Genomic DNA, 12,594 nt, shown 5'->3' with positions numbered 1-12,594 from the left:
TCAGACCTTCTTCAGCGCGTTGCTGCCGAACAGGCCCTGTGGTCGCCACAGCAGCACCGCGAGCAGCACCACATAGGCGGCGACATCCTTGAAGCCCTCCGGCAGATAGAAGCCGGACAGCGACTCGACGATGCCGATCGTGATGCCGCCGGCGAGCGCGCCGGGGATGCTGCCGAATCCGCCGAGCACCGCGGCCGGGAACGCCTTGATGCCGAGGAAGCCGAGATTGGCATGGATGAAGGTGATCGGCGCCAGCAGCACGCCGGCACAACACGCCACGATCGCGCTCAGGCTCCAGATCAGCGAGAACATCCGCTTCACCGGAATGCCCATGTAGTAGGCGGCCAGCATGTTCTGCGACGTCGCCTGCATGGCGATGCCGATTTTGGTGAAGCGGAAGAAGGCGTAGAGCACGGCGCACAGCAGCGCGGTAGCGACGATGATAGACAGGCTGTCCTGCGACAGCACCAAGCCGCCGAGCTGGATCACGCCGCCGGTGAACGGCGTCTCGATCCGCAGATCGTCGGTTCCCCAGATAATGCCGACCAGCGAACGGATGACGAGGCCAAGGCCGATCGTCGCCATCACGATCGAGAATTGCGGATAGCCGAGGATCGGCCGCACCACCAGCCGCTCCATCGCGGCGCCGAGCACCGCCATACTGACGACACACAACAGAAACCCGAACCAGTAGTTCAGCCCGAGCGTGGCAATGAAGGTGAACGAAAGGAATGCGCCGAGCATCATGATTTCGCCCTGCGCAAAATTGACGACTTCGGTCGCCTTGTAGATCAGCACAAAGCCGAGGGCGATGAGGCCGTAGACGCAGCCGAGGGCAATCCCGCCGATCACCTGCTGGACGAAATCGAGCATTTCTTCCCCGTGTGGTTCTTTGGCGAACCACATTTTTGCGGCCGACATTGATTGCCGGTCCGGCGTGACTGAGCGTTCCGTTACGCGTTGACCGCGCATACGGCTTACTCAATCAGTTAATTAAAGTTAGATCATCGCGCGCCTGTCAAGGCGCGCGCCAATTACTTTTATGCTGCATCGCGAAGACGCGATTGCGGTCAGCAATCAGGCGATCAGATGTTCCGCTGATCTTTGACACGCACCGCCTTGCCCTGCGAGCGCGGAACTTCGCCTGGGGCTTTCACCGAGACCTTGCAGGTGACGCCGATCAGCGACTTGATGTGATGCGTCACTTCCGCCGCCTTCTTGGCGCAGGCCTCGTCGTCGAACGGCGCACCGGGCGCGACTTCGACTTCGACCGTCATGGCGTCGAGGGCCTTCTCGCGGGTCAGCACGATCTGATAGTGCGGCGCGATGCCGGGGAAGCCGATCAGCACCGACTCCACCTGCGACGGATAGACGTTGACGCCGCGAATGATCAGCATGTCGTCGTCGCGACCGGTGACACGCATGATACGCAGATGGGTGCGGCCGCAGGCGCAGGGCTCGGTGTTCAGGCTGGTGATGTCGCGGGTGCGATACCGGATCATCGGCAGCGCTTCCTTGGTGAGCGTGGTGATCACCAGCTCGCCGACGGAGCCCATCGGCAGCACCTGAAGCGTTTCCGGATCGATGGTCTCGAACAGGAAGTGGTCTTCCCAGCCGTGCAGACCATTTTGCGCAACGTGGCATTCGCAAGCGACACCGGGGCCCATGATTTCCGACAGGCCATAGACGTCGACAGCCTTGATGCCGAGGCGTGCTTCGAGATCGCGGCGCATCGCATCGCTCCACGGCTCGGCGCCGAACAGGCCGACCCGCAGCGGCGCATCGCGCAGGTTGATGCCCATCTGCTCGGCGACTTCCGCGATGTTGAGCGCATAGGACGGCGTGCAGCACAGCACATTGGCGGCGAAATCGACGATGAGCTGCACCTGGCGTTCGGTGCCACCGCCGGAGGCCGGCACCACGGTGCAGCCCAGCCGCTCGGCGCCATAGTGAGCACCGAGGCCACCGGTGAACAGGCCGTAGCCATAGGCGTTGTGGACAATGTCGTCCGGCGACGCGCCGGCACCGACCATCGAGCGCGCCATCAGGTTGGCCCAGTTGTCCAGGTCGGTCTTGGTGTAACCGACGACGGTCGGCTTGCCGGTGGTGCCGGACGAGGCATGGATGCGCGGCATCTGATTGCGCGGCACCGCGAACATCCCGAACGGATAGTTGTCGCGGAGGTCGGTCTTCTTGGTGAAGGGAAACTTCGCGAGGTCGGCCAGCGAGGTCAAATCCGCAGGCTTGACGCCGGCTTCATCGAAACTGTTGCGATAGTGCGGAACGTCGCGATACGCCCGCTCGACAATCTTGCGCAGGCGCTCGAACTGCAGCGCCGCCAGTTGCGGCCGGGGCATCGTCTCGATGGCGCGGTCGTGCATATAGACGGTCTGTTCGCGCAATGCAGGCTGGGCGCTCATCGAAGCAATCCTTTGTCAGAAAATCAGGAGGCCGCCGCGACGGCAGGCGCCTTGGCCAGCGCGTAGCCGGCGGCCAGCGCGTCCATGTTGAGATCGAGGAAGCCACGCGGCGAGGACGCGCGCACCACCTGCTCGACCGATTTATGCTTGCAGATGCCGGACAGTTCGATCAGCACGCCCAGCGCCACAATGTTGGTGACGCGTTCGCTGCCGAGTTCGATCGCTGTGCGGCTGAGCGGCAGCGGGTAGCGCTTGAAACGTCCACCCTCCGGCAGTTCCGGGCACAGCCGGACGTCCGAAATCACCAGCGCGCCGGCCTTGAGCTTCGGCCAGGACGGCTTGATCGCGATCTTGTCGAGTAGCACCAGATGATCAAATTCGATCGGCAGCGGATAATCGACCTCGCCATGGGTGACGACGAGGTCAGCATTGCAGAAGCCGCCGCGCGAGGTCGGCTCATAGGTCTGTGACTGCGCGACGTGACGGCCTTCCAGCGCCAGTGCGTCGGCGAGCAGCTTGGCGCTGAGCAGCAGGCCCTGGCCGCCGGTGCCGCCGAAGCGCAGTTCAATGCGGGATGTCGACATAGCTGGTCTCCCCGTCACTTGGCGGCGCGCGCTGCGGCGGCGGCACGCAGCGCCGCGCCGTATTCCGGCCGGTTGTTCTGGGCCAGAATGCCGGTCGGCAAATCGGTCGAACGGAACGGCTCATCGACGCTGTCGCGATACGCGCTCGGGCGCATCTCGCTCTTCTGCCGCAGCACCATCTCGGCCGAGGAGCCCATGTCGTTCTTGCGGCCGTAGACTTCGGTGCAGTCCGACACCACTTCGACGAAGGCAAAGCCCGGATGCTGCAGGCCGGCCTTGATCAGCTCTTTCAGCTTCGGCACGTGCCGGGTGACTTCGCGTCCGACGAAGCCCGCACCGGCGGCGGTCGCCAGCGCGCAGGCGTCGAAATTCGGCTCGGAATTGCCATGCGGCGTGGTGGTGGTCAGCCGCGTCTCCGACGTGGTCGGCGACACCTGACCGCCGGTCATGCCGTAGATCTCATTGTTGAGCATCAAGCAGGTGAGCTTGAGATTGCGGCGGCAGGCGTGGATCAGATGATTGCCGCCGATCGCCAGACAGTCGCCGTCGCCGGAGATCACCACGACGTGCAGGTCGGGCCGCGCTAGCGCGAGGCCGGTCGCATAGGCCAATGGGCGGCCGTGCGTGGTGTGGAAGGTGTTGGCGTCGATATAAGCCGACAGCCGTCCGGCACAGCCGATGCCCGACACCACCGCGAGCTTGTCGCGGTCGATATTCAGCTCGTGGATCGCCCACAGCAGCGCGCGCAGCGCCATGCCGTGGCCGCAGCCCGGGCAGAGAAAGTGCGGCATCATCTCCTTGCGAAGATAATCGCGGACGTCGAAATGCGGCGCGTCGCGGAACATCTCAGACCTCCGAAGCGAGCTTGGTAGCAGCGGCTGCGATCTGCGCCGGCGTAATCGGTTCACCGCTGATCAGATGCAGGCCTTCGACGCGGCGGTCGCGAAGCTGACGCTCGATCTCGAGCCGCAGCTGGCCGATGTTTAGTTCCGGCACCAGGATCGCCTTGGCGTTCCGGGTCGCCTCGCGCAGCGCGATCTCCGGGAACGGCCACAGCGTGATCGGGCGGAACAGCCCGACCTTCTTGCCTTCGGCGCGGCAGGCATCGACCGCGCGGCGAGCCGCACGGGCGCTGATGCCGATCGCAACGATCACCACCTCGGCGTCTTCGCAGCGCACGGCTTCGTAGCTGTCGATCAGATCGCGATGGCGGTCGAGCTTGGCATAGAGCCGGCCGAGATTCCGCGTCACCGTCTCCGGGTCCTGGCTCGGGAAGCCGGTCTCGCTATGCGTCAGCCCCGTGGTGTGGGTGCGATAGCCGTCACCCGGACGCGGCATCGGCGGCACCAGATCGGCATCGGCCGCGTACGGCTTGTAAGCCTCGCGCGGGCCGCTCGCCCATTTGCGGGTCGCGTGCACCGACGTGCGGCCGCCGAGCGCCACGGTCTCGGACGACTGCGCGATCACCTGGTCGTACAGCAGGATCACCGGCGTCCGGCACAGCTCGGCAAGATCGAAGGCGCGAATGGTCTCGTCGTAGATCTCGCGCGCCGAGGCCGGCGCCAGCACGATCATCGGATAGTCGCCGTGGCTGCCGTAGCGGGTCTGAAAGATGTCAGCCTGCGACGGCCGCGTCGGCATGCCGGTCGACGGACCGCCGCGCATCACGTTGACGATCACGCAGGGAATCTCGGCGCCGGCGGCGTAACCGATGTTCTCCTGCTTCAGCGAAAAGCCGGGGCCGGAGGTCGCGGTCAGCGATTTGACGCCGCCCATCGAAGCGCCGACCACCGCGGCCATCGCAGCGATCTCGTCTTCCATCTGGATAAACACACCGCCGGCTGCCGGCAGCATCGTCGACAGCCGTTCGGCGATTTCCGACGACGGGGTGATCGGATAGCCGGCGAAAAACTTGCAGCCGGCGTCGATTGCGCCCTGGGCACAGGCGGCGTTACCGGACAGCAGCTTGGCAGCGGCGGCTTTGGGGACGTGACGATCCGGCGCGTTCATTGCGCGGCCTCCATCGCGGGCGCTTCAGTGTCGAGATGGACGCGGATCGCGAAGTCCGGGCACAGCCATTCGCACAGCCGGCAGCCGGTGCATTTCTCCGGCGCCACCAGTTCGACGACGCGGTCGGCATTGAGCTTCAGGCAGCGCTCGGGACACAGCTTGACGCAGATCTCGCAGCTCTTGCACCAGGCATCGGTGATCTCGAGCCGCGGCTGATATGGCGTATGCGCCGGTGCCGCTGCAGGCGCGGCATCGGCGGACGGCGTCTCGCTCTTGGCGTCCGCAATCCAGTTACGGCCGAGTTCGAACGCGGCCGAATTCACCGCGATCGTCTTCTTCGGCACGAAGGCGGTGACGGTCTTTTCCCATTCCGGCAGCGCGAATTCGAGCACGGTCGACAGCGCACCGAGCAGCACGACGTTGGCGGCGCGCTCGTTGCCGAGCTCCTCCGCCATCTTGGTGGCGTCGATCGCGTAGGCTTCGGATACGTAGGCCGCGACTTGTTCGGCGGTCTCGGTCGAGTAGCGCATCGGCGCGCCGGGACGGCGGCTGAGGCAGGCGAACGGCGGCACGATCCGCTTGGTGTCGCAGATGAACACGCCGGTGTCGCGTTTCAGATGCGGCAGCCAGCGCAGGCCCTCGGCCCATTCCAGCGCAATCAGCACGTCGGCCTCGCCCTTGGCAATGGTCGGCGACCACACCCGCGGTCCGAACCGGACGTGGCTGAACACGGTGCCGCCACGCTTGGCCATGCCGTGCACTTCGCTCTGCTTGACCTCGTAGCCGTGCGCCTGCGCCAGAGACGCCAGCACCTTCGACACCATGATCACGCCCTGGCCGCCGACGCCGACGATCAGCACATTGGTGGGCTCCGCCAGCGCCGCGTTGAACGCCACCGGCTCACTCTCCGCATTCACTGCGATGTTGCTCTGCTCGTTCATTGCGTCACCGCCGGGCTCGCGATCTTGATGCAGTCGATGGTGCAGACCTGGGCGCACAGCGTGCAGCCGATGCACAGCGCCGGATCGATCTTCACCCGGTGCCGCCCCTCGAACCACTCGTCGCTCCACGTCAGAGCCGGGCAGCCGAGATTCATGCAGGACTGGCAGGCGGTGCACTGGCTGGTGATGACTTCCAGCGGCGGCCCCTTGATCTTGATCGGATCAAGCACGCACGGCCGGTTCGAGATCAGCACCGCGACACCGCGATAGTTGATTGCCTCGCGAAGCGCCTGATGGGTGGCGGCGAGATCGTAGGAGTCGACCTTCTTCACCCATTTGACGCCGCAAGCCTTGATCAGCGCCTCGTAGTCGACCTGCGGCGCGGGTTCGCCGCGCAGCGTCTTGCCCGTGCCGGGATGCTCCTGACCGCCGGTCATCGCTGTGATGTGATTGTCGAGCAGCACCACCGCGATATTGGCTTGGTTGTAGACCGCATCGATCAGCGCCGGCAGGCCGGCGTGCAGGAAGGTGGAGTCGCCGATGGTGGCCACCACCGGCTTGGTCTCGCCGGCCTTCGCCATGCCGATGGCATTGCCGATCGAAGAGCCCATCGCCACGCAGGTGTCGATGCCGCGCAGCGGATCGAGCACCGCCAGCGTGTAGCAGCCGATGTCGCCGGCGACTCGGGCGCCGGAGGCGCGCACCGCCATGAAGCTCGACGTATGTGGGCAGCCGGCGCACAGCACCGGCGGACGCACCACCGGCTCCGGCACCCATGCGTTGTAGGACGGCGGCGCCGGCAACAGGCCAGCCTGAACGAAGCCGGCGCGGACCACTTCGGGCGAGAACTCGCCGGCACGCGGAAACAGTCGCTTGCCTTCGACTTTGATGCCGAGCGAGGCGACTTCTTTCTCGATGATCGGCTCGAGCTCCTCGACCACGAACACCTGCTCGACCGAGGCGCAGAATTCGCGCAGCAGCGTGTCGGGCAACGGCCAAGAGGCGCCGAGCTTCAGCACGGTGGCGTTCGGCAGCACTTCACGGAGATAAGGATAGCAGGTGCCGGCGGTGATGACGCCGAACTTGGTATCGCCCCTCTCGATCCGGGTAATGTCCGCGGTGGCGAGATAATCCTTCAGCTTGGTTTCACGCTCGAGCACGAACAGATGACGGCCGCGGGCATGCGCCGGGATCATCACATTCTTCGACGGCCGCTCCAGGAAGACGCGCGCCGGCACTTCGACGCGCTCGCCCACCGACACCGTGCTGCGGGTGTGGGACAAACGCGTGGTGCTGCGCACAATCACCGGCGTATCGAACTGCTCGGAGATCTCGAACGCCAGCTTGGTGAAGTCGTAAGCTTCCTGGGCGTCGCTCGGCTCCAGCACCGGGATATTGGCGAGCTGGCCGTAGATCCGGCTGTCCTGTTCATTCTGCGAGGAGTGAATACCGGGGTCGTCGCAGACGATCAGCACCAGGCCGCCATTCACGCCGATATAAGTCGCGGTCATGAACGCGTCGGCAGCCACGTTGAGGCCGACATGCTTCATCGCGCACAGCGCTCGGCTGCCTGCGAACGACGCGCCCATCGCAACGTCGAGCGCGACCTTCTCGTTGGTCGACCACTGCGCGTGCAGATCCTCGACCGGATAGGTCGCAAGATTCTCGAGAACTTCGGTGCTGGGCGTACCAGGATAAGCAGCCGCGACACGCACACCGGCTTCCCACGCGGCCCGCGCGATCGCCTCGTTACCGGTGAGCGGGCGAAGCTCTTTGCTTTCGGTCTTTAGAGCGGTGGCGGCTTGCCAAGGTGTATGCATCACGAGCTCCCCCCAAGCGCACGCCGCTGCGGCGATTAGAACTGCTGTAAAGGGGCTCTCTTTCCCAAATTTACCTTCAGTCGTATTTGCGCTAAGTCAACGGGCTCGACAGTTATCGATCAGCATGATCACTACGCGTCCGCGTTTACGGCAGTGCTTTTGTGCTGAGTCAATTCTGTGCGGTGCAGCGACGATTACTGCTACGCAAGAGCGTGATTGCGACGGCGATCGCGCGCATAGTTGGACTTTAGACGAACAGTGAGGGCGGCATGACGACGACGGCTCCGGACAGCGTCCAGAACACCCCGGCTCCGAGCAAACCGGCGCCGGAGCGCGGACCGGACAAGCACGTCGAAGCGCGGATGGCACGGATCGAAGCGGCGGTACAGCGCATCCAGTTGGTCATCGTGATGGGCGTCGGTGTCGGCGCGATCCTGTGGTGCCTTGATCTTGCGACGCAATTGATGCCCTTCCCGCCGTCGGCCGCTTGGTACTACGGCGGTCAGACGGTCGCGGCGCTGATCGGCATGGGCATTGCGTATGCGGTGGCCAAGCTGATCGGCTACCCGTTGGAAGTTCTGAAGCGGGCCTGACCGACCGCCATCGCGGTGCGCGGATTTAGCACCCCTCGGCCTCGCCGCGACGCGGCGTCATCGGCGCGTAAATCTGCTAGGATACCGCGGGCGGTCAGCTTCTTTCGCCCGCGTGGGACACAATGCGTCGAGTTCTCAAGAAACCTGCGGCCAAGCCGAGCCCCGGCCAGGCCCATGACATCGTTCTGTCGCAAGACGCCGGCAGCGGCGAGGCATTTCGGGCCATTGCGACCGAATTGCTACGCCTAATCGCCGCGCAGCAACCCAAGGTGCGGCGGCGCGATCCGACCGGCGTTCACCAGATGCGGATCGGCTTGCGGCGGATGCGGGCTGCGATTTCGGTGTTCGGCGAGCTGATCGACGGCCGCGACACCCAGCGGATGAAGCGCGAGCTGAAATGGCTGGCCGGACGGCTGGCTCCGGCGCGCGACCTGCACCTCCTGGAAGTCAAAATTAAGAGCGCTCAGCTCGGCACCGGCTCGCCGGCCTTCCTGAAGCGGCTCGGCTCGGACCGCGGCGCCGCGTTCGACAGCGCCAGCGCCACCGTCGAACTGCAGCGCTTCCGCAAGCTCTTGGACGATCTCAAGCGCTGGATCGAGGCGGGTGAATGGACCAAGGCGGCGGCCGGCGCGGACCGCCCGTCGGCGGTCGCATTCGCCGAACAGGTGCTGGCCCGCCGCGCCCGCAAGCTCAACAAGCGCCTGGAGAAGCTGGAGCAGCTCGATGACGAGGAGCGGCATCGGGTCCGGATCGCCGCCAAAAAGCTGAACTACGCGATCGGCTTCTTCGAAAGCCTGTTCGACGGCAGGGCCGGCAAGCGGCTGGAGCGGTTCCGGAAACACCTGAAGAAGCTACTCGACGCGCTCGGCGCCCTCAACGACGTCGCCGTGCACCGCAAACTCGCCGGCAAATTTAACCGCCGCGCCAAGGACAAGCTCGCCCCCGACGCCGCCCGGCAGCTCGCCGACCTTGATGATGCCGAGATCAGACAGCAGATGAAGGCTGCCGCCAAGGCCGCCGCCAAGCTTGCGGAGGACCCGCTTTTCGGCGATTGACGGCGATCGAGCCGCGCTGAAGGACACGATGCAGCCAGATCCCCACCCTCTCGTCGAGGCGGCGACCAGCACCTCACGCTTCGCGGTGACGCGGCGCTGGCTGACGCGGGTGTCCGAATGGTCGGCCAAGGCGACGTTCCGGATCAAACGCGGCACGCCGGCGGTGACGATCGCCGAACTCGGCAAGAGCTGGGACCTGACCGAAACGCAGCGCACCGTCCTGTTGCAGCTCGGCGAGACCAAGCCGGGCGCCGCGTTCATCGACGAGAAGGTCGCCAACATCAACCGCGCCGCGTTCCACCGTTCGGCCTTCGTGCTGAACGCGGCGACGCATCTGATCTTCGTCGACCTCGCCGCACAGCTCTTGCTGTCGGTATGGGAATTGAAGGCGGTGCTGGTCGCGCTCAATCTGCTGCTGGCGCTGATTGCGCATTTTCAGATGCGCGAGAATTATCGGGCGCTGCTCGCCGGCCCGCGGCAACTGCCGAAGAAGCGCCGGCTGCTCGGGCTGCTGCGCAACCCCCGCTACAACAAGGCGGTGAAGAAGAGCTCCAGGCCCTATGCGCGTAGTGCCTGGAAAGAGCAGACTCTGTACCGCACCGCGTACTTCGCCAACGCGGTGATCATCTTCCTCGGCTCGCAATTCATTCTGCCTGCAGAGCGACTGATCTTCCCGTTCGGATTCCTGGTCGGCAAGATCACCGGACTGATCACCACCATCGTGGTGTTCTTCGACGGCTGGCGCGGCATCCGCGCCGGCGACGACGCCCGCCTCGCGCGGGAGCGCGAGGTCTCGGTGTACCGCAACCTCAAGATCTGAGAGCGCTACGCGTCCCCGCCGAGAGTGTGAAGAGCAAGGCGAACGAACGGCGCCTCAGCGATGCTCCGCTTCGCTCTTACCCCAGGTCAGGAACAGGCCGATGTCGCCTGGGATGCCGTCGGGGAAATCGACCACGCGGGCCTGCAGCACGAAGCCGTGCGGGCGCAGCTCCGACTTCCACCGTAAATAAATGTCGGCGGCCATGCCGCGCAGCGTGGACGGCCATTCCGGATCGGGCGCATTCACGGCGCGGCCGTGATCGGTGCACAGCTCTGCCGGAAACCGCAACAGCAGGCTTTCCTGCTCGCCCTTCTTGGCGGCGGATCGTGCGTTGCGCAGCAGCTTCTGCCAGGTCTCGTCGGTCAGATGCGAGGCCAGCATGTCGCTGGCGAGACGGTGATGCTTCTCGTCCGCCAGCTCCTTGGCGTGTTTTCGCTTCTCGTCTTCTTCGTGCTCATGCTCGAGCCCCAGCTCGCGGAACGCCGAGGCGGAGAGATCGTCAGCCGCCGGATCATGCGGCGGCGGAGCCGGCGGCGCGACGGGACGGCTCAGTGCCGCAAGCTTGTCGGACGGTGTCGGCCAGGCGCTCGGATCGTCGTGCACGGGATCAGCTCCGGTGTGATTGAGCCCAGTCATGGTCTTGAGCAGGTCGGCGCGGCTGACGATGCCGACGATGTGGCCAGCGCGCACCACCGGCACCCGCTTGATCCGCTTTTCGACCAACAGGTCGGCGATGTCGGCGAGCGCCGTGGTTTCTTCGACCGTCACCACCGGGCCGACCATGACATCCTTTGCGGTCCGGGTATCGGACTTCAGGAAGCGGACGTAGTCGGGATGCACCGCCTCGCCTTCCGACAGCATCTGCAGCCACCAATCGTGACGCGCTTCGCGATCGCTATCGGCGCGCGGCATCAGGTCGCCCTCGCTGACGATGCCGAGCGGCACCCCGGCGCCGTCGATCACCGGCACCGCGCTGATGCCGTGTTTGAGCAGCGTCTCGGCGATGGCGTGGACGGGCGTGTCGGGCTGCACCGTCACGATGGCGGTGGTCATCACGTCTGCTGCCTTCATGGGAATCTCTTCGAACGTTGCGGGCTATCGAATGATATGCGGCCTATATGGCGGTCTGATGCGCGATCTACGCGGGACGGCGTTGCCGCGTCACAGCTGTTTTTACGAATCTCCGTCAATCAACCGCCATATTCCGCTGTGCGCTCAGCTTCGGAAAGCTGCAGATAGGGCATTGATCGCGGTCGATCGACGCAGAGCCGACAGGCCGTACCGACATTGGACATTCGACCATAGAGAAAGCCGGGCCGCACTCGGCAAATGACGAGGTATTAATCGTCAACCCTAACAAATTGCGGCGCTTTCTGCCGCGATGACGTCACGCCCCCCGCCGTGCTACATCTCGACCGACGGCGCCTTAACGGTTTTGACATACCTCAACGCACCGTTGCATATGCGTGTTCATTTGATTTTCGACAATGCAGCTTGCGGCAGGCGAAACCTATACACCTCGCGCCGGCCTGCCCTGAATGGAAAGACGTAACATGGAGTATCTCTCCGCGCTCGGTCCACTGCTGATACTCATGTTGTTCGGTGGTGGCTTCGTGATCGCAGCGTATCTCACCTTCGACGATATGCGTTCCCGTGGCGGTTCGTTCGATGCCGCTTCCTTGGTCACCTCGATTCGCTCGACGATCGATCGGGTCCGCGCGCTGCCGACGACGACGCTGATCATGATCGGCGCGGTCGTGGTCGCGGCCCTGTTCGTCTATCTGGTGTCGGCGAGCGGCTACTATGCCCGCCCGGCCGCCGTGGAAACCAGCGCCGCCCCGGCTGCGGTCGAGACCGCTGCGACGCCGGCCACCGAGGCCGCTGCGCCGGCGGCGAAGGCTGCTCCGGCACCCGCACCTGCCACCAAGGCCCCTGCCGCCGACAAGCAGGCCGCTGCTGCGACCCCGGCGGCAATCGCCGCGGTGCGCAACGTCACCTCGACCAGCTGCGCCTCGGACGGCTGCCCGGTGACCTGCGCGACCAACGAGACCCTGACCTCGGCCTATTGCGTCAACGGCGGCGCCGCCAAGCTCGCCGACCAGCTCACGGTCAAGGACGGCTCGGTGACGGCGAAGTGCAGCCCGAGCGCCAGCGCCATCAAGGTCGCCTGCGCCCGCAAGTGATCGAGAGGCGCGCCCGATCGACATCGGGACAGCACCCAGCCAATCGAGCCCGGCTTCACGCCGGGCTTTTTGTTGTTCGGAGCTAGAGCGCTTGGTCGATTGATTGACGCGGATCTGGCCCTTGCCAACGGTCGTTGCGTTCTCCGGGCATCCACGTCTTTCAGCGGA

Annotated in this window: 12 protein-coding genes; 4 read left to right on the top strand and 8 right to left on the bottom strand. The window is 65.0% G+C overall.

Going from position 1 to position 12,594, the window contains the following annotated elements:
• The 7 genes from LRC39_RS06550 to iorA all read right to left on the bottom strand — a co-directional run bounded on the left by LRC39_RS06550 (position 1) and on the right by iorA (position 7,775).
• A complete protein-coding gene (locus LRC39_RS06550; RefSeq protein WP_107343381.1) occupies positions 1 to 873 on the bottom strand; it encodes a branched-chain amino acid ABC transporter permease in 873 nt (290 codons plus the stop codon).
• A 212-nt stretch (positions 874 to 1,085) separates the two neighbouring features.
• Positions 1,086 to 2,420, bottom strand: a complete 1,335-nt coding sequence (locus LRC39_RS06545) for a phenylacetate--CoA ligase family protein (protein WP_264075819.1) — start codon at positions 2,418 to 2,420, stop codon at positions 1,086 to 1,088.
• 23 nt (positions 2,421 to 2,443) lie between these two features.
• Complete coding sequence (locus LRC39_RS06540; protein WP_107354568.1) at positions 2,444 to 3,004, bottom strand: 2-oxoacid:acceptor oxidoreductase family protein; 561 nt, start codon at positions 3,002 to 3,004, stop codon at positions 2,444 to 2,446.
• A 14-nt stretch (positions 3,005 to 3,018) separates the two neighbouring features.
• Positions 3,019 to 3,849: a thiamine pyrophosphate-dependent enzyme gene (locus LRC39_RS06535; RefSeq protein WP_107343378.1), complete on the bottom strand. Its 831-nt coding sequence runs from the start codon at positions 3,847 to 3,849 to the stop codon at positions 3,019 to 3,021.
• Between the two features lies 1 nt (position 3,850).
• A complete protein-coding gene (locus LRC39_RS06530; RefSeq protein ID WP_346296715.1) occupies positions 3,851 to 5,014 on the bottom strand; it encodes a 2-oxoacid:acceptor oxidoreductase subunit alpha in 1,164 nt (387 codons plus the stop codon).
• Positions 5,011 to 5,955: a 2-oxoacid:acceptor oxidoreductase family protein gene (locus LRC39_RS06525; protein WP_346296714.1), complete on the bottom strand. Its 945-nt coding sequence runs from the start codon at positions 5,953 to 5,955 to the stop codon at positions 5,011 to 5,013. The genes LRC39_RS06530 and LRC39_RS06525 overlap by 4 nt, the downstream gene beginning before the upstream one ends.
• Positions 5,952 to 7,775, bottom strand: a complete 1,824-nt coding sequence (iorA, locus tag LRC39_RS06520; RefSeq protein ID WP_346296713.1) for an indolepyruvate ferredoxin oxidoreductase subunit alpha — start codon at positions 7,773 to 7,775, stop codon at positions 5,952 to 5,954. Before iorA ends, LRC39_RS06525 begins: the two co-directional genes overlap by 4 nt.
• A gap of 269 nt (positions 7,776 to 8,044) precedes the next feature.
• On the opposite strand from iorA, the gene LRC39_RS06515 reads away from it, so the two are divergent.
• From LRC39_RS06515 to LRC39_RS06505, 3 genes are all read left to right on the top strand, one after another.
• A complete protein-coding gene (locus LRC39_RS06515; RefSeq protein ID WP_346296712.1) occupies positions 8,045 to 8,368 on the top strand; it encodes a hypothetical protein in 324 nt (107 codons plus the stop codon).
• A 122-nt stretch (positions 8,369 to 8,490) separates the two neighbouring features.
• Positions 8,491 to 9,423 (top strand): CHAD domain-containing protein, encoded by a 933-nt coding sequence (locus LRC39_RS06510; protein ID WP_346296711.1) that lies wholly within the window; start codon positions 8,491 to 8,493, stop codon positions 9,421 to 9,423.
• Positions 9,424 to 9,451: 28 nt separating this feature from the next.
• Positions 9,452 to 10,243, top strand: a complete 792-nt coding sequence (locus LRC39_RS06505) for a hypothetical protein (RefSeq protein ID WP_346296710.1) — start codon at positions 9,452 to 9,454, stop codon at positions 10,241 to 10,243.
• Between the two features lie 54 nt (positions 10,244 to 10,297).
• Here LRC39_RS06505 and LRC39_RS06500 read toward each other — a convergent pair whose 3' ends face one another.
• Entirely contained in the window at positions 10,298 to 11,314 is a 1,017-nt protein-coding gene (locus LRC39_RS06500; RefSeq protein WP_346296709.1) for a CBS domain-containing protein, read from the bottom strand.
• Between the two features lie 482 nt (positions 11,315 to 11,796).
• On the opposite strand from LRC39_RS06500, the gene LRC39_RS06495 reads away from it, so the two are divergent.
• Positions 11,797 to 12,426: a hypothetical protein gene (locus LRC39_RS06495; RefSeq protein WP_346296708.1), complete on the top strand. Its 630-nt coding sequence runs from the start codon at positions 11,797 to 11,799 to the stop codon at positions 12,424 to 12,426.
• Positions 12,427 to 12,594: the final 168 nt, after the last annotated feature.

The organism is Rhodopseudomonas sp. P1 (assembly GCF_039642825.1).
Classification (GTDB): Bacteria; Pseudomonadota; Alphaproteobacteria; order Rhizobiales; family Xanthobacteraceae; genus Rhodopseudomonas; species Rhodopseudomonas palustris_H.
The sequence above is the reverse complement of the archived record's forward strand: the minus strand, read 5'-3'. Positions and strand labels throughout refer to the sequence as shown.